General features: G+C 51.6%; 33 protein-coding genes and 1 pseudogene. 20 read left to right on the forward strand and 14 right to left on the reverse strand.

Going from position 1 to position 22,499, the window contains the following annotated elements:
• Positions 1–43 precede the first annotated feature (43 nt).
• On the forward strand, positions 44–1,480 hold the full coding sequence (mgtE, locus tag FOY96_RS06455) for a magnesium transporter (RefSeq protein WP_021241530.1): 1,437 nt from the start codon (positions 44–46) through the stop codon (positions 1,478–1,480).
• Here mgtE and FOY96_RS06460 read toward each other — a convergent pair.
• Positions 1,443–2,732 (reverse strand): SulP family inorganic anion transporter, encoded by a 1,290-nt coding sequence (locus FOY96_RS06460; protein ID WP_143346678.1) that lies wholly within the window; start codon positions 2,730–2,732, stop codon positions 1,443–1,445. The genes mgtE and FOY96_RS06460 overlap by 38 nt on opposite strands.
• A 187-nt stretch (positions 2,733–2,919) precedes the next feature.
• On the opposite strand from FOY96_RS06460, the gene mqo reads away from it, so the two are divergent.
• Complete coding sequence (mqo, locus tag FOY96_RS06465) at positions 2,920–4,569, forward strand: malate dehydrogenase (quinone) (RefSeq protein ID WP_048975356.1); 1,650 nt, start codon at positions 2,920–2,922, stop codon at positions 4,567–4,569.
• Between the two features lie 135 nt (positions 4,570–4,704).
• Here mqo and eco read toward each other — a convergent pair whose 3' ends face one another.
• Positions 4,705–5,208, reverse strand: a complete 504-nt coding sequence (eco, locus tag FOY96_RS06470) for a serine protease inhibitor ecotin (protein ID WP_033146052.1) — start codon at positions 5,206–5,208, stop codon at positions 4,705–4,707.
• A 209-nt stretch (positions 5,209–5,417) separates the two neighbouring features.
• Here eco and FOY96_RS06475 point away from each other — a divergent pair, with 209 nt between their 5' ends.
• Together FOY96_RS06475 and FOY96_RS06480 are read left to right on the forward strand one after the other, a co-directional pair.
• On the forward strand, positions 5,418–5,678 hold the full coding sequence (locus FOY96_RS06475; protein ID WP_008500962.1) for a DUF2534 family protein: 261 nt from the start codon (positions 5,418–5,420) through the stop codon (positions 5,676–5,678).
• 138 nt (positions 5,679–5,816) lie between these two features.
• The gene (locus tag FOY96_RS06480; RefSeq protein WP_039263195.1) at positions 5,817–7,004 is read left to right on the forward strand and encodes an MFS transporter; all 1,188 of its coding nucleotides are present in this window, start codon (positions 5,817–5,819) and stop codon (positions 7,002–7,004) included.
• Positions 7,005–7,219: 215 nt separating this feature from the next.
• On the opposite strand, the gene FOY96_RS06485 is transcribed toward FOY96_RS06480, so the two are convergent.
• The 10 genes and pseudogenes from FOY96_RS06485 to FOY96_RS06530 all read right to left on the reverse strand — a co-directional run bounded on the left by FOY96_RS06485 (position 7,220) and on the right by FOY96_RS06530 (position 12,179).
• Positions 7,220–8,398 (reverse strand): phage integrase Arm DNA-binding domain-containing protein, encoded by a 1,179-nt coding sequence (locus FOY96_RS06485; protein ID WP_143346679.1) that lies wholly within the window; start codon positions 8,396–8,398, stop codon positions 7,220–7,222.
• A gap of 1 nt (position 8,399) precedes the next feature.
• Positions 8,400–8,609, reverse strand: a complete 210-nt coding sequence (locus FOY96_RS06490) for a hypothetical protein (RefSeq protein ID WP_032659100.1) — start codon at positions 8,607–8,609, stop codon at positions 8,400–8,402.
• Positions 8,610–8,640: 31 nt separating this feature from the next.
• On the reverse strand, positions 8,641–8,910 hold the full coding sequence (locus FOY96_RS06495) for a YeaH/YhbH family protein (RefSeq protein WP_143346680.1): 270 nt from the start codon (positions 8,908–8,910) through the stop codon (positions 8,641–8,643).
• Between the two features lie 66 nt (positions 8,911–8,976).
• Positions 8,977–9,258, reverse strand: a complete 282-nt coding sequence (locus tag FOY96_RS06500; protein ID WP_143346681.1) for an ASCH domain-containing protein — start codon at positions 9,256–9,258, stop codon at positions 8,977–8,979.
• On the reverse strand, positions 9,258–9,899 hold the full coding sequence (locus tag FOY96_RS06505; protein WP_143346682.1) for a hypothetical protein: 642 nt from the start codon (positions 9,897–9,899) through the stop codon (positions 9,258–9,260). Before FOY96_RS06505 ends, FOY96_RS06500 begins: the two co-directional genes overlap by 1 nt.
• On the reverse strand, positions 9,892–10,458 hold the full coding sequence (locus tag FOY96_RS06510; protein WP_143346683.1) for a hypothetical protein: 567 nt from the start codon (positions 10,456–10,458) through the stop codon (positions 9,892–9,894). The genes FOY96_RS06505 and FOY96_RS06510 overlap by 8 nt, the downstream gene beginning before the upstream one ends.
• A 68-nt stretch (positions 10,459–10,526) precedes the next feature.
• Positions 10,527–10,751: pseudogene (locus tag FOY96_RS06515) on the reverse strand (ead/Ea22-like family protein); the annotation flags it as partial.
• A gap of 23 nt (positions 10,752–10,774) precedes the next feature.
• Positions 10,775–10,993 carry a hypothetical protein gene (locus tag FOY96_RS06520; protein ID WP_143346684.1) on the reverse strand — a complete coding sequence of 73 codons (219 nt, stop codon included), beginning with the start codon at positions 10,991–10,993 and terminating at the stop codon, positions 10,775–10,777.
• Entirely contained in the window at positions 10,990–11,820 is an 831-nt protein-coding gene (locus tag FOY96_RS06525) for a chromosome partitioning protein ParB (protein WP_143346685.1), read from the reverse strand. The genes FOY96_RS06520 and FOY96_RS06525 overlap by 4 nt, the downstream gene beginning before the upstream one ends.
• Positions 11,820–12,179, reverse strand: coding sequence for a hypothetical protein (locus FOY96_RS06530; protein ID WP_143346686.1), 360 nt, complete (start codon positions 12,177–12,179; stop codon positions 11,820–11,822). Before FOY96_RS06530 ends, FOY96_RS06525 begins: the two co-directional genes overlap by 1 nt.
• 813 nt (positions 12,180–12,992) lie before the next feature.
• On the opposite strand from FOY96_RS06530, the gene FOY96_RS06535 reads away from it, so the two are divergent.
• Complete coding sequence (locus tag FOY96_RS06535) at positions 12,993–13,310, forward strand: hypothetical protein (protein WP_143346687.1); 318 nt, start codon at positions 12,993–12,995, stop codon at positions 13,308–13,310.
• Between the two features lie 263 nt (positions 13,311–13,573).
• Here FOY96_RS06535 and FOY96_RS06540 read toward each other — a convergent pair whose 3' ends face one another.
• Positions 13,574–14,293, reverse strand: coding sequence for a LexA family transcriptional regulator (locus FOY96_RS06540; RefSeq protein ID WP_143346688.1), 720 nt, complete (start codon positions 14,291–14,293; stop codon positions 13,574–13,576).
• Between the two features lie 69 nt (positions 14,294–14,362).
• Between FOY96_RS06540 and FOY96_RS06545 the strand changes: the two genes are divergently transcribed.
• From FOY96_RS06545 to FOY96_RS06595, 11 genes are all read left to right on the forward strand, one after another.
• On the forward strand, positions 14,363–14,632 hold the full coding sequence (locus tag FOY96_RS06545; RefSeq protein WP_073961581.1) for a transcriptional regulator: 270 nt from the start codon (positions 14,363–14,365) through the stop codon (positions 14,630–14,632).
• Between the two features lie 19 nt (positions 14,633–14,651).
• Positions 14,652–15,122 carry a YmfL family putative regulatory protein gene (locus tag FOY96_RS06550; RefSeq protein ID WP_059290948.1) on the forward strand — a complete coding sequence of 157 codons (471 nt, stop codon included), beginning with the start codon at positions 14,652–14,654 and terminating at the stop codon, positions 15,120–15,122.
• 241 nt (positions 15,123–15,363) lie between these two features.
• Positions 15,364–15,576: a DUF4222 domain-containing protein gene (locus FOY96_RS06555; protein ID WP_074134593.1), complete on the forward strand. Its 213-nt coding sequence runs from the start codon at positions 15,364–15,366 to the stop codon at positions 15,574–15,576.
• On the forward strand, positions 15,533–16,459 hold the full coding sequence (locus FOY96_RS06560; protein WP_143346689.1) for a conserved phage C-terminal domain-containing protein: 927 nt from the start codon (positions 15,533–15,535) through the stop codon (positions 16,457–16,459). The genes FOY96_RS06555 and FOY96_RS06560 overlap by 44 nt, the downstream gene beginning before the upstream one ends.
• Entirely contained in the window at positions 16,456–16,950 is a 495-nt protein-coding gene (locus FOY96_RS06565; RefSeq protein ID WP_143346690.1) for a hypothetical protein, read from the forward strand. Before FOY96_RS06560 ends, FOY96_RS06565 begins: the two co-directional genes overlap by 4 nt.
• The gene (locus tag FOY96_RS06570) at positions 16,950–17,609 is read left to right on the forward strand and encodes an MT-A70 family methyltransferase (protein ID WP_143346691.1); all 660 of its coding nucleotides are present in this window, start codon (positions 16,950–16,952) and stop codon (positions 17,607–17,609) included. Before FOY96_RS06565 ends, FOY96_RS06570 begins: the two co-directional genes overlap by 1 nt.
• Positions 17,606–17,854 (forward strand): hypothetical protein, encoded by a 249-nt coding sequence (locus tag FOY96_RS06575; protein ID WP_143346692.1) that lies wholly within the window; start codon positions 17,606–17,608, stop codon positions 17,852–17,854. Before FOY96_RS06570 ends, FOY96_RS06575 begins: the two co-directional genes overlap by 4 nt.
• Positions 17,851–18,171, forward strand: a complete 321-nt coding sequence (locus FOY96_RS06580) for a LexA family protein (protein ID WP_143346693.1) — start codon at positions 17,851–17,853, stop codon at positions 18,169–18,171. Before FOY96_RS06575 ends, FOY96_RS06580 begins: the two co-directional genes overlap by 4 nt.
• Entirely contained in the window at positions 18,168–18,557 is a 390-nt protein-coding gene (locus FOY96_RS06585; protein WP_143344961.1) for a RusA family crossover junction endodeoxyribonuclease, read from the forward strand. Before FOY96_RS06580 ends, FOY96_RS06585 begins: the two co-directional genes overlap by 4 nt.
• Positions 18,554–19,543: a DUF968 domain-containing protein gene (locus FOY96_RS06590; protein WP_143346694.1), complete on the forward strand. Its 990-nt coding sequence runs from the start codon at positions 18,554–18,556 to the stop codon at positions 19,541–19,543. The genes FOY96_RS06585 and FOY96_RS06590 overlap by 4 nt, the downstream gene beginning before the upstream one ends.
• A 14-nt stretch (positions 19,544–19,557) precedes the next feature.
• Positions 19,558–19,920: an antiterminator Q family protein gene (locus tag FOY96_RS06595; RefSeq protein WP_143346695.1), complete on the forward strand. Its 363-nt coding sequence runs from the start codon at positions 19,558–19,560 to the stop codon at positions 19,918–19,920.
• A gap of 41 nt (positions 19,921–19,961) precedes the next feature.
• Here FOY96_RS06595 and FOY96_RS06600 read toward each other — a convergent pair whose 3' ends face one another.
• The gene (locus FOY96_RS06600) at positions 19,962–20,777 is read right to left on the reverse strand and encodes a toll/interleukin-1 receptor domain-containing protein (RefSeq protein WP_143346696.1); all 816 of its coding nucleotides are present in this window, start codon (positions 20,775–20,777) and stop codon (positions 19,962–19,964) included.
• A 244-nt stretch (positions 20,778–21,021) separates the two neighbouring features.
• On the opposite strand from FOY96_RS06600, the gene FOY96_RS06605 reads away from it, so the two are divergent.
• From FOY96_RS06605 to FOY96_RS06620, 4 genes are read left to right on the forward strand one after another with little or no spacing between them, the layout of a single operon-like run.
• Positions 21,022–21,417 (forward strand): phage holin family protein, encoded by a 396-nt coding sequence (locus FOY96_RS06605; RefSeq protein WP_135346114.1) that lies wholly within the window; start codon positions 21,022–21,024, stop codon positions 21,415–21,417.
• The gene (locus tag FOY96_RS06610; RefSeq protein ID WP_143346697.1) at positions 21,404–21,709 is read left to right on the forward strand and encodes a phage holin family protein; all 306 of its coding nucleotides are present in this window, start codon (positions 21,404–21,406) and stop codon (positions 21,707–21,709) included. Before FOY96_RS06605 ends, FOY96_RS06610 begins: the two co-directional genes overlap by 14 nt.
• On the forward strand, positions 21,687–22,229 hold the full coding sequence (locus FOY96_RS06615; RefSeq protein WP_143346698.1) for a glycoside hydrolase family 108 protein: 543 nt from the start codon (positions 21,687–21,689) through the stop codon (positions 22,227–22,229). The genes FOY96_RS06610 and FOY96_RS06615 overlap by 23 nt, the downstream gene beginning before the upstream one ends.
• The gene (locus tag FOY96_RS06620; RefSeq protein WP_143346699.1) at positions 22,226–22,495 is read left to right on the forward strand and encodes a hypothetical protein; all 270 of its coding nucleotides are present in this window, start codon (positions 22,226–22,228) and stop codon (positions 22,493–22,495) included. The genes FOY96_RS06615 and FOY96_RS06620 overlap by 4 nt, the downstream gene beginning before the upstream one ends.
• Positions 22,496–22,499 lie beyond the last annotated feature (4 nt).

The raw sequence follows: 22,499 nt of genomic DNA on the forward strand, positions 1-22,499 counted from the left end.
CGCGCTATGCTTAACCCCAACTCATTTAATGGATTTATGATTGATGTCGGTATTAAAGAAAAACAGCGCCAGACAGCGTGACCAGGAGCGCGCGCGACTCATCTGGCTTCTCACGACCGATAAAGCGGTCACTTCTACGCTTTTAGGCAAACTCACCCTGGCTGAGCAATATGATGTCGGCACCCTGGCCGACGATATTGCTGAGGTAGGTGCGCTGGTTGCTCATTTACCCCCGCCGGATCTGGCGGATACCCTTGAAGCGCTGCCCTCGGAAGAACGCCACGCCCTGTGGCGTCTGGTGCAGGATCACGAGCGTGGGCAGGTGCTGCTTGAGGCCTCCGAAAACGTCTGGGACGACCTGATCGACGAGATGAGCGATCGGGATATTCTCGACGCTCTGCAAACCCTGGATATCGACGAGCAGATTTACCTCGTTCAGCACCTGCCGCGAAACCTGACCGGCCGCCTGCTGGCGTCGCTGCCTGCCGATGAACGCGCGCGCGTGCGCCAGGTGATGCACTACGAGAAAAACAGCGTCGGCGCGATCATGGAGTTCGGCGTTATCACGGTGCGACCGGACGTGACGCTCGGTACCGTGCAGCGCTATCTGCGTCGCCTGGGCAAAATGCCGGACAACACCGATAAACTCTTTGTCACCTCCCGGGATAAAACCCTGCTTGGCGAGCTGGAGCTGAAAACCATCCTGCTCAACAGCACCCAGCGGAAGGTGAGCGAGGTGATGGAAAACGAGCCGATGGTCTTCTCTCCGGAAGACGACGCGGAAAAAGCGGCGCGTACCTTCGAGCGTGACGACCTGGTGAGTGCCGCCGTCGTGGATTCAGTCGGCAAACTGATGGGGCGTCTGACCATCGATGAGATCGTTGATGTGGTCTACGAAGAAACCGACAACGACCTTCGCGCGCTCGGGGGGATCAGCGCCGAAGATGACGTCCATGCCTCCGTCGGCAAGGCGGTGAAAACGCGCTGGGCGTGGCTGGCCATTAACCTGTGTACCGCGTTTATCGCCTCCCGCGTGATCGACGGTTTTGAACACACCATTTCGCAGCTGGTGGCGCTGGCCTCGCTGATGCCGATTGTGGCCGGAATTGGCGGCAACACCGGAAACCAGACCATCACCATGATCGTCCGCGCGCTGGCGCTGGAAAATATTCAGCCCGGTAACTTCGCCTTTCTGATCTTCAGGGAGATGGGCGTGGCGCTGATCAACGGCCTGGTGTGGGGCGGGATTATGGGCGGCATCACCTGGTGGCTGTACGACGATATGGCCCTGGGTGGGGTGATGATGCTGGCGATGGTGCTGAACCTGCTGGTGGCATCAATGATGGGGGTCATTATCCCGCTGACGATGACCAAACTGGGGCGCGACCCCGCGGTGGGGTCGAGCGTGATGATCACCGCCATCACTGATACCGGCGGTTTCTTTATTTTTCTTGGGCTGGCGACGATTTTTCTGCTTTAAGTCGACGCTTAATGCGGGCGGGGAGGAGTGCCATGACGATAATCCCGCCCAGCACGCCAATCGCCAGATTGCCGGTTGATACCGTGGCGGCAACGGTGACCAGCATGACGACCGTTTCTGCTATCGGGGCCGTTTTCACCGTGGCTGGCTGAAGGCTGTGCCAGCTGAAGGTTTTGACGGCGACAATCGCCATAATACCCGCCAGCACCGCCATCGGGATGTTGGCCATCACGTCGCTGAGCGCCGTCACCAGAATCAGCAGCACAATGCCCGCCGCAAAGGTTGAAATGCGGCTTCGACCTTTCCCCATCTCCACGTTGACGATGGTTTGTCCGATCATCGCGCAGCCTGCAATCCCGCCATAAAATCCGGCCAGAATATTGCCGACGCCTAGTCCAATGCTTTCGCGGCGTTTACCTGACGGTGTCGCGGTCAGCTCATCCACCAGCTTTGCCGTCAGCAGGGATTCCAGCAGGCCGACAAACGCGATGCTCAGCGCGCACGGCCAGATAATGCTCAGCGTCTGCACATTGAGCGGGACCAGCAGCTCGGTAAGACCCGGTAAACCGCCGCTCATGGAGCCTTCATCGCCCACGGTCGGCAGGGTTTGACCGGTTGAAACGGTGAACAAGGTAAGCACAACAATCGCAATCAGCGGGGAAGGGATGCTTTTGATATAGCGCGGCACCCACAGCACGATCAGCAGCGTCAGGACGAACAGGCCCACAATCAGCGGGCTTCGGCTCCAGAAATGCGGGACCTGAGCGAAGAAGATCAAAATGCCCAGGGCGTTAACAAATCCGGTCATGACCGACTGAGGTATAAAGCGCATCAGCCTTGCCATGCCCAGCACGCCAAACAGAATCTGAATTACGCCCGCCATCAGCACGGCGGGAAGAATGTACTGTACGCCGTGCTGATGCACCATCGGGCCAATGACCAGCGCCACGGACCCGGCCGCTGCCGTGACCATCGCAGGACGCCCACCGAGTACAGACATGGCAAGACACAGCACCACGGAGGCGATCAGGCTGACCTTCGGGTCAACGCCCGCCACCACCGAAAATGAGATAACCTCGGGGATCAGCGCCAGGGCGGTAATCACGCCTGCCAGCGTTTCACGCGTCAGCTGCTTAGGGGAACGCAGCACGTTGGCTACGCGGTCTTCGGGGGATACGGCAGAATGGGGTAAGGACATAACAGTTCGCTGGTTAGGGCAGGCTTCCGTGCGCGCGATCGCAAAACGCAACATACTAGCCAGTAAAACCGCGCTTTACCAGACGCATCGATAATTCCTCACAAACAATCCATCATTAAATTTCACAATTACAATAATTTCGTAACCTTTAAACAATATTTAAAAGTTGTTACCGTGCCCCCGCAGCTTTTTTCACCTGCAATTTCCACGCATCAAGCACTTTTACACTAAGGCATAAATTATGAAAAAAATGACTGCCATGCTCTTTTCTCTGGCCGTGGGGCTTAACACCGTCTCAATGGCGGCGAAAGCTGACGCACCAAAAGAGCAGGAAACGGACGTCCTTTTAATTGGTGGCGGTATCATGAGCGCCACGCTGGGAACCTATCTGCAAGAACTGCAGCCGGACTGGTCTATGACCATGGTCGAGCGCCTTGATGGCGTGGCGCAGGAGAGTTCGAACGGATGGAATAACGCCGGTACCGGACATTCGGCACTCATGGAACTGAACTATACGCCGCAGAAAAAGGACGGTTCCATTAGTATCGAGAAGGCGGTAGAGATCAATGAAGCATTCCAGGTTTCTCGCCAGTTCTGGTCTCATCAGGTCAACAGCGGCGTGATGCACGACCCGCACTCCTTCATCAACACCGTGCCGCACATGAGCTTTGTGTGGGGCGAACAGAACGTTAACTTCCTGCGCGCGCGCTACGCCGCTCTGCAGCAGAGCACGCTGTTCCGCGGGATGAAATACTCTGAAGACCACGCGCAGATTAAAGAGTGGGCTCCGCTGGTCATGGAAGGTCGTGACCCGAACCAGAAAGTGGCGGCGACCCGTACCGAAATTGGTACCGACGTTAACTACGGTGAAATTACCCGTCAGCTGGTGGCGTCTCTGAAGAAAAAAGAGAACTTCAACCTGCAGCTCAGCACCGAAGTGCGCGGTTTCAAGCGCAACGCGGATAACAGCTGGAGCGTGACCGTCGCCGATCTGAAAAACAACGAAGCCGAGCACGTCATCAAGGCGAAATTTGTCTTTATCGGTGCGGGCGGCGCGGCGCTGAAGCTGCTGCAGGAGTCCGGTATTCCGGAAGCGGACGACTACGCGGGCTTCCCGGTGGGCGGCCAGTTCCTGGTGTCCGATAACCCGGAAGTGGTGAATCGTCATCTGGCAAAAGTGTACGGCCAGGCTTCCGTTGGCGCACCGCCGATGTCTGTTCCGCACATCGACACCCGTATGCTTGACGGCAAACGCGTGGTGCTGTTTGGGCCGTTCGCGACCTTCTCCACCAAGTTCCTGAAAAATGGCTCCCTGTGGGATCTGCTCAGCGCCACGACCACCTCTAACGTCAAGCCGATGATGGACGTGGGTCTGGATAACTTCGACCTGGTGAAATACCTGATTAGCCAGGTGATGCTCTCTGACGACGACCGTTTCGAGGCGCTGAAAGAGTACTATCCGCAGGCGAAGAAAGAAGACTGGCGTCTGTGGCAGGCGGGTCAGCGCGTACAGATCATCAAGCGCGATCCGAAAGAGGGCGGCGTGCTGCGTCTGGGTACCGAAGTGGTAAGCGATAAGGATGGCACCATCGCCGCGCTGCTGGGTGCGTCGCCGGGCGCGTCTACCGCTGCGCCAATCATGCTGCACCTGATGGAAAAAGTGTTTAAAGATAAAGTCGCCAGCCCGGAATGGCAGGCGAAGCTGAAAACCATTATTCCATCCTACGGCACGAAGCTGAACGGCAACGTGAGCGCGACGGAGCAGGAGCTGGAATACACCAGCCGCGTACTGCAGCTGCAGTACATCAAGCCACAGGCTGCGGATGCGGCGCCAAAAGCGGAGCTGAAGCCTCAGCCGGAAAACAAACCGGTTGCGGATATCGCGCTGTAAGGTAAAAGCAAAACGGTAACATCCGTTACCGTTTTTAGTGTTTTCTCCCTCTCCCGGTGGGAGAGAGTTGGGGTGAGGGCACCAGAGCGCACCCTTTCCTGGTCGGGTAAGGCGAAGCCGCCACCCGACTTATTTTTAACGTACTACGGCTTGTCCGATGTTCTCATCAGCCTTCCAGATGCGATACTTCACTTCCACGTTTTCAGGCGTATAGACCACGATCGGCAGCTTGCTGTTGTAGCGCAACAGACTGTTGTCGCCCAGATACGCCGTTACAAATTTCTTCTCTTTCTTGCCGTCCGGGCAGGCCATCATGGTGGAAACCGGAGAGGTCACTTTGTCAAAGACGTAATAGTCGTAACCCCAGCCTTCCAGGGTTTTGCTTTCCAGCTGACCGCCCAGACGGTGCTGGTTGCAGTCCACTTCCAGCGTCTTGCCAATTAACAGTTCCACTTTGAAGTTCGCTTCATCCTGCTGAACCGGCAGCTGAATCACCTGACGCTTCATCCCTTTGTCCGCCTGCGGGTACGGAGCCACTTTTTCCAGCGGCTGCTGTTTTGGGGTTTCGCTGGCGAAAGCGCTGCTGCTGACGCACGCGGCGGCGATGAGGGCGATAGCAAATTTAGGTGCGTTTTTCATTGTCATTCCTTTATGTCAAAACGATCCTGCGCAGGTTAACATAACAACGATGAATGATTGGTGTTATTTACTTACATTTTCACTATGGGTAGCGTTATACGCTTTTAATTTACCTGTTTAGTGGTTGTTTATGCTGGTGTGGAGTCAGGTGCCAGTTCGTGTTATTTTAGACCCTATATATTGTTATTCATCTGTAAAAGGGAAGAGAGATGGTTCGTGCAAAACTGAAAACGCCTGAAGGCCGCAAGTTCCTCCTGGCGCTGCTGGTCGTATTTATGATTGCCGCCGCGTGCGTGGGGCGGGCAACCATTGTTGGCGTTATCGAACAGTACAATATTCCCCTCTCAGCCTGGACAACCAGCATGTATGTCCTGCAGTCGGCGATGATCTTCGTCTACAGCCTGGTGTTCACCGTTCTGCTGGCCATCCCGCTGGGCATTTTCTTCCTGGGCGGACGTGAGAAGCATTAAGCGTCGACCTGCGATAACTAAGCCATCCTGCCGGATGGCTTTTTTTATGGTCTCATCCCACTCTCCTCAGGTTTTTTTAATCCGCGATATCCTATCCTGTAAGCATTCAGGCAACTGTTTTTAAAGCAGGAGCGGTAGATGCGTTCCAGATTTCCAGTGCTCAGCCAGATCCCCAAAGGCGTCTGGGTTGTGGGAGGCGTCAGTATGTTGATGGATATCTCGTCAGAGAGTATTCACAGCCTGCTGCCACTTTTTATGATGACCACCCTCGGTACGAGCGTGCTGTTTATCGGCCTGATTGAAGGGCTGGCGGAGGCCACCGCGCTTTTTATTAAGGTCTTTTCGGGGGCGATAAGCGACTACCTGGGTCAACGTAAGGGGCTGGCCCTGCTAGGGTATGGCCTGGGGGCGTTAAGCAAACCCCTTTTCGCATTAGCGTCCTCTTCCGGGATGGTTTTAGGCGCACGTCTGATAGATCGTACGGGGAAGGGGATACGGGGCGCACCGCGGGATGCGCTGGTTGCAGACGTCACGCCGCCGGAAATGCGTGGTGCGGCATATGGTCTGCGTCAGTCAATGGATACCACAGGCGCATTTCTTGGCCCATTACTGGCCGTAAGCTTAATGCTGTTGCTGGACAACGACTTTCGCACTGTTTTCTGGATAGCCCTTATCCCCGGTCTGCTTTCAGTTGCCTTGCTCTATTTTGGCCTTCAGGAGCCGAAAACTCCCCTCGAACATAAACGCACAAACCCCATTAAACGAGAGAATTTAAGGCGGCTGGGTAAAGCGTGCTGGTGGGTGATTGGCCTTGGTGCAGTGTTCACGCTTGCCCGGTTTAGCGAGGCTTTTCTCGTCCTTCGTGCGCAGCAGTCGGGCGTTCCTCTGGCCCTTATTCCGCTGGTGATGGTGGTCATGAACGTACTCTATTCCCTTTCCGCTTACCCTTTTGGCAAACTTTCTGATGGCATGAGCCACACCCGGCTTCTGCAGTGGGGGCTAATGGTGCTGATTGGTGCAGATATTGTTCTGGCGCTGAGCAGCCACTGGATGGGGGTCATTTTAGGCGTCGCGCTTTGGGGAATACATATGGGTATGACCCAGGGACTACTGGCGGCAATGATCGCTAAAACCGCACCGCCCGATCTGCGCGGTACGGCTTTCGGTATTTTTAGTCTGGTCAGCGGCGTAGGATTGTTAATCGCCAGCGTGGGAGCCGGCGCGATATGGGAAACGTTTGGCGCGGAATATACGTTTTATGCCGGAGCGGTGATTTGTCTGACTACGCTTGTGTATCTGCGCAAAACGCCGGACGAGGCGAAATAAAAAAACCAGCCATCAGGCTGGTTTTCAATATGTTTTTGGTCGGCACGAGAGGATTTGAACCTCCGACCCCCGACACCCCATGACACCTGCGTAAAATGCTTCTAAGCCGCACCACTACTGGCCTGTAGCGCTTTTGACTGTATGAACAAACAGTGATTTTTATGCATTATCTGCACTATATACATCAATGAGTTAGGGGGTGGTTTCGCCATTGGCTAGCCTGCCTTTATCTCACCGTGTGGAACCATAACCCAGTCGATATGATTGCTGGTATAAATCTTTGTTGACTTGGCGTCACTATGGGCCATCCTTCCTTGTGGATCGATACCCTGGCTATCAAACAAATGCGCGGCCAGTGCCCTTATCTCGTGAAATGTTGGGCGTTCATCCATTGGAAGATGATCACACAATCCAAGCTTGTCACGTAGTGCAGAGAACGCTCGGCTAAGATAATCAGGTGCTACCTGCGTAGGGTGTGAAACCTCTTTACTCCGTTTGTTATTTCGTTCAGGTATTCGGTGTACGACATACGGACTGGCAACACTATCCCGGCTATCGTCAATAATCCTCTTCAGCTCCCCTCCAATTGGGATCGCTACGTGTGATGCCTCTTTCTTTTGAACTTTCTGTCGGTGGATGTACAACGTACCGTATATCCCGTTTTCAGGTTCGTCTAACCATACACATCCACAAATGCCGTTTTTCGGCTCTCTTATGGAATATTTTATTCGCGAAACTTCGAGGCGGGCATGCGTCGTCTGCAGTGCCAAATCCATAGCTGTTCTCAACCATGGCTCAGCCGCGTTCCTCATAGCGATAAAGATATCCAACGGAAGACGTTTACGCTTCTTCTCTTCAACACGCCGCATTTTTTTACGTGCTGCAGGGTTATCCATCATTAATGATTCATCAACTGCATAAGAGAACAGCTTTTTGAGAAAGCTTACCTTTCTGTTTTGAACGTTAGCGGATGCATCGGCATGGTACCGATTAATAAATTGGTTCACGTGTTCAAGAACAATGTCACAAGCCGGGATATTGGTAAAAAATTCCTTTACCCTGAACACGTCATTATTCCAATCATCCAGGGTGCCTGGTGATGGTTTTTCATCGGCAACGGCGCGGGCCATAATTCGGTCAACATGCTCACTGAATGGTTTAGCTTCTCCATTAATTCCGCCCGAGTCTCTAATCAAGCTTTCTACTGACGGCACCTTTTCAGGTCGCATTCTTAGGTTATATTCTTTGGCAATAGCGATTGCCATTACGCGATCAGTTCCTATGCTTTTACGTTTTCCGGTTATAAGCGTAAAGCGATATTGCCCTGTAGCTTTATCAAAAAGCAGGAAGTCAGGGAGATTGCGATTCTCCCTTTTGCGTGGTCTTGCGGCCATGTTAATCCTCTTGAATTAACTGACGAACTCTTTCACTGACAATTGAGTCAACGCCCCATTTTTCTGAGGAACTAACCAGGATCGTACCATCTACGATACGGCCCTGAAGCTTACCGTTTTCAATCCAGCGTCGGATAGTTCTGTTATCTGGAACAGAGCCTGGTTCAAACTCTCGCTTACCCCACAGACTCGCCTTCATCAACTTGGCCATGGCTATTCTCCACTTAACCGGCTGCACCCGGCTATCGCTTATAGAAAATGCAAGATGAGCAACCACCTCGGAGCCCATCATTGCAGGTACGACATCTTTTTGTTTCGGTGTAGTAGAGCTGGTGGACCATTTCCTTTGGCATTAGAACCGGCATCGGCACGCGGATAACCAGTGCGCGGAGCCTGTCGATTTCCCCGGCCAGTTCCAGAAGGCGGTAGCGGCAATCCTCTGCTTCATCGCGCCACCAGGCCACATCGGCTTTAAGGCGGCGCATGCGCCGCTGTTTGAGTTTGCTCACCATGGCAGCCACCCCATACCCTGAAGTGCGCTGATGACCAGCAGCACGAACATCACTGCGTCGAATGGGTTAGGCATCGATATCAACCCTTATAGCGAATACATTCACGGGGTCTTCACCAAAATGCTTATGAATAATTGACTGCAGTTTGTAGCCTCGATATGGGACATCAATCCGACGCTCTGAATCATCAGCGCGCGGATACCCGCGAGTAATAATCAGCCTGTCATATTCTCGGTTAACCAGTCGCTTGCGCCAGTAATCATTGAGTAGTCGATACTCAAATTTCTTCTCTCCGGACTTCATCTGGTCGAAGTATTCACCGTTAACAGCCAGCTGCAGGTTAGCCATCACTTCACCTCCGGCATCGGTGCTGCTGGATATGCACTTCCTTCCTGACCTGGCTCGTTGCTTCCTGTACATGCATTCCGATGGTCATTGGCGTGCGGGCAGCGTTTGTTGCCGCATTCGGGGCAGACGACGAAGCGCATGTCAGTAAGGGTTATTGGTCGGCAGGTTCGGCACCAGCATTTGGTTGACGCTTCCGCGTTTTCCCGAAAATCTTTGGTTGACGAATTCACGATTTCCCGAAAATTGCCCGTGTCGCCATGCCCAAGACCTTCATCAGTGAACGAAATAATCACTTTTGACGGTTCAGCACACTGCGGAGATTCTCCATTTCGGAATACAACGAAGCTGCTGCCGTGGAGCTCAGCCATCTTCTCGGCCTTGGCTTGCCAATCAGGAATCACCGGAGAGTTGCCGCATTGCGCCGGAGGGATGCAGTTTTGCGCCGGGCGGCAACCGGAGTGCGCCGGAGAGTTGCCATCGGCACCCTGAAGCATGGCGGCGCGGCCTTGCCAACCTTCCCACATTGCCGCCATCATCATGAACCAGACGTTTCCACAGCCAGCCTTTTTGTTATCAAAGAACCAGTCAGCAAACTCCCGACTCATGCCGTTTTGCTCTGCTATTTCGTAGCGATTATCCATTGCTCTTCTCCTGATTAAGCATGGCGGCTCGGCAGGCGTTCCAGCCAAGCATGTAAGCGTCTCTGGTGCATTCCTGCCAAGACAGTCTATCGATTGCTGAAAGCGCTTTTTGCATTGTCATTTCATCAGGTACAGCTACCGGCGCTGGCGGGGCGGTTAAGTTAGAGAGCCCTTCCAGAAACCAAACTGTATGATCGATGTCATTTTTCCCTGGTTTCATCTGTCCTGCCTGCACCTTCTTCCAGAACGAGATGAAGTGCTCCAGGTTCTCAATTTCGAGCATCTGAGCTGGCGGGGCGGCGTATAGCTTGTCACCGATTTTCAGTCCAAGCTCTTTCGGTGGGCGGTAATAGACCAGTGTCCATGCTCCGTTGATGAACGCCACCGGCTCGGCACATTTCTCCGCTTCGAGCGATGCCAGCGCGATACGCGCCAGCTTCAGCTCAATTGACCATGTGCGTTCTTTGAGAGGCTCTAACTCTCCAGACAACATCATCTCTGCAAACTCAATACGCGCGTGCGCAGAAGCGATCAGTTGCTCTTTGGTGAAGGTGATCATGATGCCTCTCCTTTACCGGCTGCGGCGGGGACGTCGATGCCAGCAGCAGACAATGCAATGCTGAACGCCTCTTTCAAATCTGCAATCTGCTTCTCTGCGGCTTCCAGCGCATTTACCAGATCATCAACGGTTCCAGCCGCTTGGCGTGCGTAATCTGTAATTGCCAGCTCGCATTCAATTTCAGTTCCGTTTTCGTTGGTGTGGCAAATAGCAAAGTAATCGGAGTCGATTTCGTTATCAGCCAAATGCCTCAGCGTGTCGGCAACCAGCACTCCGTTTTCAATCAGCATCTCTGTTGCGCGTTTGTCGATGTTGCTCATTGGGCGGCTCCTTCGATAACGTCTTCCCCACAGTGCATCTTCCCATTTCGGTAGCTCGGATGCTGAACGGTGTAGATAAGGTAAGCACTGCCAAACGCAGTCCATTTGCCCTCAATATGCCGCACCTTGCCGCTTTGCTTTCTGCCCTGACGGTCGGTGTAATTGACAGTTTCACCGACATTGAATTTTGGCTGTAATGCTTTTGCTTTGCTCATGACTGAGCTCCTTTGCGAAGCTGGGCGGCTATGGCTGTATGCTCATCAATAATTTGCGATGCTTCTGCATGGGCCATACCTTCGAGAGAGATAACACCTGTGTCACTTATCCCGGCCAGGCTAATCAGTTCAACAAGGCGACGCGCTTTCTTAACGCTAATTTCTGGCGCTATAACGCTGCGGGTAACTTTCTTCTTACCCTTTGCGGCAGCGGAAGCTTTATCCTTCTGAAGAACCTCACCGGCCTTTTCGCCAAACTCTTTTACTCGGTCAACGGCAACATCAACAGACACGCTTCCAGACTTAACTTCTTTCTGAACGTCGTGGTTAGCTGTGCTAAGGAGCAGGAGCTTTTCGACAGTATGAACAGACTTGTTGACCAGTTTTGCGATCTCGCTGGTGGTCTGATTGAAGGCGTTATGCAGCTCCTGAATAACTGCAGCCTGTTCCATATCTGAGAGCGGCAGCTGGTTGTTACTGGTCATGATGCGCGCCAGGCGCTGCACATCGTTACCGTTAAATGGCATGATGTGGATGCGGTCTACTGGCTTGCCAGCTTCAGCGCAGCGCGCATAGCAGCGGCGACGGCGGTGACCTTCAACAACCCAAACACCACCTTCATCACGTGCGATAACTTCCAGTGGTGGAACTGATCCGCCGTTCATCAGATAGTTGAACAGGTCATCATCAGCCTGGCGGGTGCGTTCGTCGTCTTCACGCTTATTGAAACCTTCACGAACATGGATATCGGAAAGGGCGATAAACATCCCGGTGTCGGTGCGCTTAATTACACCGGCCTTGGTCATTTGCTTGAATGAGTTAGCCATCAGAGAGCAACCTCGTTCTTCATGGAAATCACCACAGGAGGCAGTTCGCGGAGTTCACGCTGAGCTTCCAGAAGATGCATATTGGTTCGGGTCTTAGTGTGACGCTCCACAATGCGGTCGCACTCTTTAGCCCAACTCTCTACATCCTGGAGAAGGGTGGCGTTCTGCTCAGCCAGTTCCTTACGCTGCGCCAACGCTTCACAGAGCGCGACGCTGGAAACATCAAGGCGTGTAGCCAGTTCGTTAACCATCCAGCCGTAAGCTGCAGGGAGGAGAGGGGCGGCCTTACGAGCTGCGTCAATAAGCTGCTCTCTTGTCATGCGTGGTTGTAACTCGGTGACGTTCTGTGTGTTCGTCATGGATAGTTTCTCCGTGTTATAAGCGCTCTGCACAGCGCTGATTTTTGGTTGAACGAATCCCTCGCCGTTCGGCGACAAAAATTAAAGGGGTTTCGTTTTAGTAAGCACCCAACCAGGGCACTTAGTGAAACGGGCGGCTGCCACCGCCAGTTAGCTTCTCCACAATTGGGAGCGCGTTCCCCTGAGTTGATTTAACGACTAAGGCCTCTCAAGGAACCGGCTGAACGCGCTTTCAGTTGTGTAAAAGGGGCGGTCGACATTAAGGACATTCACAACTGCCGACCGCCAAGACTACACACAGCATCTGGTACAGCTACTACGGTTTACCACGGTCCTAACGTGATGTGGTTGTGGCGCTGGGACTCGAACCCAGATAACGTCTGGCCAGCCGCATGAGATACTCCAGGTTATGATCCTTGAGTAGTGCTCAACTCCCCACAAAAGGGGCGCTCTATCCAATTGAGCCACATCCACAACGTTGAGAGCACTAAATGATGCTTCTAAACAGCTATCGGTTGGGCATCACGTAGCGTTTGCCTGGTGTGCTTATTCACAGATAGTGCTCTCAACGTTGTATCCTCGTCTCTTCCGAGGTGTCACACCTGATCGCCACGCTGGTGAAACGTCTCTGGCTGTCGTACACAACTGGCTTGCACATTCCGGCTACCCGCTGGATCGGGATACTGCCTAAGGAATCCCCGGACCGCTGCGGCACATGTGCCATATACCGTACTGCAACTGCTGCCTGTCTTTTCACCACATCAGGCTCGGTGGTATTCTTGGAGTTCTCACACAACCAAGAAACTGAATAACATGAACAATCCTTTATCCAACCTTCAGTTGGATGTTTGGTACAAGGCGCTGATCGTCATTTGCACAATCGTATTCCTCTCTACCGCTGGTGGACTGCTACCAAAATTACCTACAAATTCAGCGCTTCTTATTTCTCTTGGCGGCATATTTTTTTGCTGTGGTGAATGGAAAAATCATCCACGCTACACAATCCTCGAAGAGGCCATGGGCCAAAGATTTCTTGGTACCGGCTTCAAGCGCAAATTCAGTACCACAGGCACCATTCTTTGCTTGCTTGGTGCTTATCTGATCTACAAGGGAATCATGCCACTTTTGTAGGTCACAACCGCATTTAGGGCACTTGCTATAAACAGGTGTAAACATCATCCCTTTAGGGAGATTTACCATCTTTCTGTTTGCGCTAGTGCTCATGATGAATACCCACAATGTTCGCTGGTGATGGAAATAATATAGCTACTTTAAGTAGATGAAATCAACTACTGAAAGTAGAAAAAATTGAATGTTAGGTAGAGTGTTTGACTATGTGTATGAATTACAGGCGAAAAAAAACCGGCTTTCGCCGGTTTGGAATAAATGAAGTATTAGCCAAATTCCATCATTTTTAATGGTAAGCATCTGATTAATTTGCCAAATATATAAACTTCATTCATCTCATGTTCTTCTATGAAGAAGGGAGGGTAGCGCTCATTATCTGAAAGAACTGCCAATCGTCTGCCCTTTACCTTCTGCAGTCGTTTAACAAAAGTGCTGTCTTCAAAGTTGAAAACGTATACGCCATCTCCGTTAAACCGGTCAATGCGGCTATCGATGAACAGTAAATCTTTCGGGCATAACGTGGGCATCATGCTATCGCCATCAACGTTGATCATGACAATGCCATCTAGAGTTCTTCGACCGAATAATTCGTAAATTCTCTCTTCAGGAATCTCGATTGAACTGACTATCGTTGGAAAAGGTTGGTTAATAAATCCTGAACCAGCAGACGCATGAACATCCAATTGCTCAATTCTTACGGTACCAACAGGGGGCAAGTCCCCGCCGTTAACTGGAACTCCGTAATCAAGATAGGCCGGTGAAACTGCAAGCCTTTCAGCAATTCGAATCATCTTTTCATCCCTTGGCTTTGCTGTGCCAAGAGTATAGCGTCGCGCCATCTCATATGAGACACCACTGAACTGTGACAATTCTTTTACTCCAATAGATTTCTCTTGGAGAGACTTGTTTAGCCTGTCGGCAAAGTCTTTGTATTTAGCATCTTCCACCATAAGTAGAAGATTAAGCGCACAAGACATAGTTGTCATTTCTATTTTAAGTTGCTAATAAATGCTACTATAAGTAGTATTGGTTGGTGCTTATCAATAGGAGACAACATGACACCTCATCTTAAGAATGTTACCGCCAAAGCTGTGAGGGCGGTGGGTTCTATCTCAGAAGTATCAAGAAGATTTGAATTTCAGTCAGTTCAATCTGTTGCTAATTGGATAGCTAAAAATCGAGTGCCATCTGAAAGAGTTATTCAATTATGTCAATGGGGCGGATGGGCAGTAACTCCCCATCAGCTCCGCCCTGACATCTACCCAAATCAAAATGACGGGTTGCCAGTTGTTAAAAACATTACACAACTCTCAGTTGAAAAATAACTACCAAAGGATAACCAACATGGTAGAGCCAAGCCTGAAAGAAGTAGTGAAAGCGATGTGCAAAGCGTACCCCGGTGGCCGTGAGGCTATGGCCGGTGCTCTTGGCATGTCAGTAACGCAGTTCAACAACAACCTGTACGAGAAGAACGGTTGCCGCTTCTTTGAAGTGAACGAGCTGGAGGCGATGGAAGACATTTCAAACACGTCTCTCCTAGCTGATTACTTCGCGCAACGTCGCGGCGCTCTACTGGTGGACGTTCCGCAGCTGGAAGATCTCGATCGCGTAGATCTGTTTACCCGCGCTATGAGAACTGCAGCAGCACGCGGACAGGTTGATCAGATTATCCAGAAAGCCCTGGAAGATGGAGTGATTGAGCCGCATGAAGCTGAAGAGATTCACGAACATCACCGCCGTCACCTGGCTGCGCGTGAAGAAGAAATCCGCGCGATTGTCGCGCTGTTTAGCCGGAATAAATCCCCAAAAAAGTGACGCCAGCGGGCGTGCAGGCCCCTGGCGTCTTGGCGTGTCGTATTCAGTGGAGAAACTAACGCATGAACAGTTTAAACCGATTGAGACCAGCGAAGCAATTCAGATGCCTTCCACTGGTGGGAAAAGACTCCCCGTTCGGCTATGTGGAGAGATTAAACGACCAGGCTGGTGTGAACAACTACCAGCCTGAGAACGCGATGGTAGAGGCTTTTGCTCAGATGAACGAGAAGGGGCGTGAGGAATGGCTGAAGTTGACCGGCGATTCAGAGACCACAGAGGCATCCCCGTCCACGTCGTCAGGTGGGAGCCACAGACTCGACGCGTTATATACCTTCGCGAAGGGTACGATCATGAGTGCTTCAGCCCTCTTGAACAATTCCAGCGTAAATTTACAGAGTTAAAGGACGACCATGAGCCTGTTGATGCCATCCCGGCCGATAGTGATAAACCCTGACCTTGCGTACAGCATTGGCCTGAACGAGGCCATTGCGTTGCAGCAGGTTAACTACTGGCTTAAAGAAACCACCTCCGGACTGGAGCGTGACGGCGTGCGCTGGATTTACAACACCAACGAGCAGTGGCTGGAGCAGTTCCCGTTCTGGTCTGAGTCTACGCTGAAGCGCACATTCACCCGCCTGAAGAACCTCGGCGTGCTCAAAGTTGAGCAACTGAACAAGTCTCAGCGCGACATGACGAACTACTACACGATCAACTACGAAAGCGAACTTTTAGATGAGGTCAAAGTGACCAACTCGAAGAGTTCAAATTGCACTCTTCCATCAGGTCAAAATGAACCGATGGAAGAGGTCAAAGTGAAACGCTCCATCGGGTCAAAACGAACAGCTCTCATCAGGTCAAATTGCACTGATGTTCTTACAGAGAATACAACAGAGAATACTACAGATATTAAAAAACCTATTTGTCCGGTTGCCCCGCAACCAGACGGTGATGTGTTTATCACCGATCAGGCTAAACAGGTTTTAACCCATCTGAACCAGGTGACCAGTTCGCGTTATCAGGTTTCAACAACTTCGCTGCAGAACATCCGCGCCAGAATCAGTGAAGGTTACACCGTTGAAGAGTTATCGCTGGTGGTGGATTACTGCAACGCCAAGTGGAGCGACGACCTCACGATGTCGGCTTACCTTCGCCCACAGACTCTTTTCCAGCCAACAAAGTTCCCAGGCTATCTGAAGTCAGCGAAAAGCTGGGCAAAAGCTGGGCGTCCTCCTCGCGTAAACGGAGAGTGGGCCCGAGAAGATGGCGTGTTCCGTTCCAGCTTCCAGAACACTGATTACAGCAAAGTCCCCAACGGTTTCAGAGGAGCGAACTCATGAGCTTTCTCAAAACAATCCAGCTTTTCGTGGCTAATAACCCCGGAATGACGAACAAGCAGATCGCCGCAGCACTACCGGAGTACGCATTGCACAGTGTTCAGCGTGCGGTATGCCGCCTGGTCATGCTTAACCGCGCTGAGCGCAAAGGTGTGCGTCCTAACTTCCGTTACTACGCAAAAGCCCCGACAGGACCTATTGGGCCGATCATCCCACGCGCGCCGATCAAAAAAGATGAAGTAACCCCTGAGCCAAAGCAGGAAGCGGCACCAAACACAGCCGTCATTGCGATGATGGACAAGGCTAAAGAGTTATCTGACAAGGGACTTTATCTGCGTGCTGCGACCGTTCTGATGGAGGCATTCAATCGCTCAAAGAACGAAACCATGCGAGCCAAAATTCTCAAAGAGCGTAAGCGCTGCCTGAGCATGGCGCCGAGGGTTAAAACCACCGGTGATGGCTGGTGTCTGGCTGGCCGAGCGAGGAACATCTGATGAAATACTCTCTGATTTACGCTGACCCAGCCTGGGAATACGGCAACACTGTCAGCAACGGCGCGGCTACTAATCACTACGGCACGATGAAGCTGATCGACATGAAGCGTATTCCTGTGTGGGACCTGGCTGCAGATGATGCAGTTCTGGCTATGTGGTTCACCGGCACGCATACCCGCGAAGCGATTGAACTGGCTGAAGCCTGGGGCTTCAAGGTCCGCACGATGAAGGGCTTCACCTGGGTTAAGTTCAACCCGCTGGCAGAGCAGCACATCAACAAAGCTCTTCAGGCAGGTGGAGTAGAGGACTTTTACGACTTCCTCGACCTGCTGAACGAACAGACCCGCATGAACGGCGGAAACTACACCCGAGCCAATACGGAAGACCTTTTGATCGCCACCAGGGGGAACGGACTTGAGCGGAAGTGCGCAAGCATCAAGCAGGTTATCTACAGCCCACTCGGTGAGCACAGCCAGAAACCTGCAGAGGTGCGTTTCCGTCTGGAGAAGCTCTATGGTGACGTTCCGCGCATTGAACTGTTCAGCCGTTGCGGTGTGCCTGGCTGGGACCACTGGGGTAATCAGGCTGAATCATCTGCAGTTGAATTGATACCCGGCGTTGCTGTTCCTGTCACAAATAACCGGGAGCATGCAGCATGATAAAACTATCAACCGAGCAGGATAACGCGGTTCGTGATGTTGCTCGTCAATGCAGCACCGCGCTTAAGAAAGCTATCACAGAGAATCCATCAGCAGGTTGGAACTCAATAGCGACGCCGATCCTTAAGAAATATCACGAGAAGGTTAAGCCTATGGGGGTAAGCCTAATGATGTTCTACAGCATCATCGGGCGGCTTAACGGTCGCTTTGGACGCTACAAGGGTCGTATTGGGGAGGACTCATGAACGAGTTAACGCCGCGTCAAAGTGAAGTGTATGAAGCTATCAAGCTTCACATTGAAAAGGTTGGCTTCCCACCCACGTTGATAGAGCTTGCTGAACTGATTGGTTGCTCATCGCAGAACGCTGCCGCTGAGCACGTTAAGGCACTAAAGAAAAAAGGCTACCTCTCTATTGCTCCTGGCGCTGCCAGGGGCATTACCGTCGTCAAAACGGAATGGGATACAGATCCGGTAGAGATCATTAAAGGCCTGTTATCTGGTGGAGAGAAAGCCAGAGAGTGTGCTGTAGAGTGGCTGAAAAAACAGGGAGCGAGTTTATGAAACTGGTGCTCCCGTTCCCGCCGAGCGTAAATACCTACTGGCGAGCCCCTAACAAGGGACCGTTAAAAGGCCGCCATCTTATCAGTGAGAAAGGCAGGGCATATCAGAGTGCGGCATGCGCAGCGATTATTGAGCAGCTGCGTTGCCTTCCAAAACCATCATCGTCGCCAGCAGCGGTGGAGATCCTTCTCTTTCCGCCAGATGCACGCTGCCGGGACATCGACAATTACAACAAGGCTCTATTTGACGCGCTTACACATGCTGGCATCTGGGAGGATGACAGCCAGGTACAGCGAATGCTGGTGGAGTGGGGCCCTAAAGTTCCGGGTGGCAGGGTTGAAATATCGATCACTAAACATCAACCAGCCGTAGGAGTAATAAGGTGAGAGCAATACTGACACCTGAAGTAGCACCAATGTCGGGAGTTGTGCTGTTCCGCCCAGGCAACGAATTGCTGTGGCTGTTTCGTCGTGGCCGGGTTGTGATTGAGACACCTTCGGAAGCTATCCAGCATCTGCCATCTGGGCTGATTCCTGAAGCACACCAGCCACTGACGGATGATGTCAGTGTGCATGAGCTTTTCCTGAATGAGAGAGTTATTCAGCATGCTGGTGGTCTTAGCAGTCTTGATGCCTGGCTGGAGCGTAAATTCGAATGTCAGTGGCCCCACAATGACTGGCACTCAAAGGACTTCACGATAATGCGTCACGCACCCGGAAGCATTCGCCTTTGTTGGGGATGTGATAACCAGTTGCGCGAACAAACCACTGAAAGACTGGCAGGAATTGCCATGCAGAACCTGGTAAAATGGCTACTCGAAAGGGTGAATATTATGCTGGGCTTTGGTGCAGACCACACCCTGACGCTGCCGGAGTTCTGCTGGTGGATGGTACGTAACGATCTGGCTGACCTAATTCCTGAATCAGTGGCTAGCCAGGCGCTCCGGATTAAGCCTGAATCTCACAGCTCAGTGATGCGGGAAAGTGAGATTGTTCCGTCTTTACCGGCGACTGAAATCCTCCAGGAGAAAGTTAAGAAGGTAGTCTCGGTGAAGGTCGATCCTGAATCACCGGAATCTTTCATGCTGAGGCCAAAGCGCCGCCGCTGGGAGAACGATAAGTACACCCGCTGGGTGAAGTCGCAGCAGTGCAGTTGCTGTAATAACCCGGCAGACGACCCCCACCACCTGATAGGCCACGGGCAGGGTGGAATGGGTACCAAAGCGCACGACCTGTTTGTGATACCGCTGTGCAGAGCGCATCACGATGAGTTGCACGCAGATCCTGTGGCATTTGAAGCGAAGCACGGCGACCAGTTATCGCTATTGATTCGGTTTTTAGATCGTGCGCTGGCAATAGGCGTATTAGCATGAACAGTGGAGAAAACATGCGTGATATTCAGTTAGTTTTAGAACGTTGGGGTGGATGGGCCGCGTGCGATAACTCTGGAGTTGATTACTCACCAATCGCTGCAGGCTTCAAAGGACTTCTTCCACAAACGAGTCAATACCGCCTTTCATGCACTGACGACGACGCACTAATTATTGAAGGCTGCTTAGCGCGTCTTAAAAAGCGTAAGCCCTATGAGCATTCGCTCTTAGTTGCGCATTATCTTTATGGCATCTCAAAACGGAAAATTGCGAAAGCGCGAAAAAAAGACGAGAAGATAATACGGATTGAAATTCAGATGGCAGAGGGTTTTATTGAAGGCTGCCTTTCCATGCTTGATGTTCAATTGGACATGGATTGATGATAAGCCCCCGTAAATAATTAATTTACGGGGGGGATATTTTATTCAATGCTGACTTTAAGAGGTTTATGACGATAGTTGATAATGCTAAATCTAATTTGATCTCTAATAAAATCTTCAGGGAGGCTATAGCTATCCAAAGACGCCATAACTTCATCTTCATTGTAAATCCCTGATTGCATTATGCTTTCCAGTTGATTATTCAATCTCCGAATCTCATTCTTTGTAATGTTTGCTTTTGTGGTTTTATTAGCATTTAATTCGTTGTTGTTGGCTTCGAGTTGTCTAACGCGCTGATTCAAGGTGCGAGTGTTATTTAGTATTTCTGTCAGGATATCCTGCTCAGTTCGTGGAGGAATTACTTCTTGTGGTGGGTTGTTAACTAAGGCTGCATTGAAACTATCCTCAAACTGAGGCCAGTAGGTATCAAATACTTGTCTTAATATCCTCTCATCTAAAGCCTTGTCAACAAGGCAAGCATTAATTGTTCTTGTTAGTTCCCAAACACTATGATTGTTCGGAGTCGTATGATTGAATTGTGCAAGTGGGTCTTGTAAGTCTTCAGGATTAAGGTCAATCAAAAAAGTGCAAACTCTATTGGTAGTAAGGCCTTTAGCTAATGCGCCGGTTTCAAAAAGAATCCAAGGTTTATTTTTGTTCTCTTGTGTAAGACATACTACTCCCACTGAAACATCTTTCAATTTATCATTAATTTCTGAAAACCAAATTGCACCACGGTCAATGTCTCTTGTTGAGATCCAAGGTTGTGAAGCTTGGATTACGCACTTTAGCCAATCACTGAAAATCTCAGCCACAACTTTGCTTCGCTGACCTGACCAACTTATAAATACTTTCACGATTACCTCTTCTGAATGGAAATGCAGATATTTCCATCAATTTACATCTAAAAAAATAAAAAATCATTAGTGCGGTCCGCAATTTATGGGTTACTGTGCTAAGAGTGGTATCTACGCCACGAACTTAGAGCTATTCATAAACCGCGCAATGACGAGGTTTTTGTCACTTTAGAGGCTGCCTACTGGCGGCCTTTTTTTGTTTCCCCTCGTTCTGAGAGGACTTACGGCAATAAGAGGGGGCTAAATGTCCGATCCTGTTTCTGGCACTACGGTAGCGACTGGTGGTCTGATGGGGGCCAGCATGTTCGGCCTGGCAACCGGCATAGATTACGGTGTGGTGTTTGGCGCATTCGCTGGTGCGGTGTTCTACGTCGCTACTGCGGTTAATATCAGTCGCCTTAAGCTAGTGGGCTACTTCATCACCTCATTCATCTTCGGTGTTATCGGCGCGCCACTGCTTGGCTCTTACTTCTCCAAATGGACCGGGTATAGCGACAGGCCACTTGATGCGCTGGGCGCGGTAATCGTAGCCGCCATTGCTATTAAGCTGCTGACGTTCGTCAATAGTCAGGATTTGGGTAGCCTGTTTGGAATTCTCTCACGTTTACGTGGTGGAGGGGCCAGCAATGGTAACAAGTGATCCGAGTGCGATGGTGAATGCCCTCATCTGTGGGGTGATCGTCCTTGCTCTGATGTTCTACCAGCGCGGCGGGGCGAGACATCGCCCTCTGATATCGCTGATGGCTTATTTCACGGTGCTGGTATACGCCAGCGTCCCTTTCCGTTACCTGTTCGGCCTGTACCATGAATCGCACTGGTTCGTGGTGCTGGTGAACGTCCTGATATGCGCCGCCGTTCTCTGGGCTCGGGGAAACGTAGCACGCATCATTGACGTCCTGAGGCATTCGCATGACCAAAGACGAAATTTTTAATGCCATCCTCGGTAAAGAGGGCGGCTATGTTAATCACCCTGACGACAAGGGCGGTCCAACTAACTGGGGGATCACACAAGCGGTAGCTCGCGCCCACGGATTCACCGGGGATATGCGGAACCTGACCCGCCAACAGGCGCTGGATATCCTGACGGCTGACTACTGGACAGGGCCACGCTTTGATCTTGTTTCTGAGGTATCACCAGCCATCGCTGCCGAACTGTGCGATACCGGCGTTAACATGGGACCATCGGTTCAGACCAAATGGTTCCAGCGCTGGCTGAACGTGTTCAACATTCAGGGCTCGCTCTATCCCGATCTGATTGCAGATGGTTTTATCGGTCCGCGAACTATCAGCGCATTAAAAAGCTATCTTGCCCGGCGAGGAAAAGAGGGGGAGCTGGTTATGCTCCGTGCCCTGAATTGCAGCCAGGGTCAGCGTTATCTCGAACTGGCAGAACAGCGCAGCGCGAACGAGACGTTTGTTTATGGCTGGGTAAAGGAGCGGGTGGTTATATGACGCTTGAGATGATTACCGGACTCGTTGTCGCGGTGTTTGCTGCTATCGCCGCCGCGTTTGGCCTGGGTCATTCACGCGGCACCAGCAAAGCGGAAGCCAAAGCAGACCAGCAGCGCACCGAAGAAAAGGCCGCAGCCACGGTCGCAGCAGCAGAACGCCGGGTAGAAGCAACGAAAGAGGCCAGCAATGTACAGCAGACTGTTAACCACATGCCTGATGACAATGTTGATCGCGAGCTGCGCACAGACTGGACCCGCAAGGGTTGAGGTA

It is taken from the genome of Enterobacter asburiae (assembly GCF_007035645.1).
Classification (GTDB): Bacteria; Pseudomonadota; Gammaproteobacteria; order Enterobacterales; family Enterobacteriaceae; genus Enterobacter; species Enterobacter asburiae_B.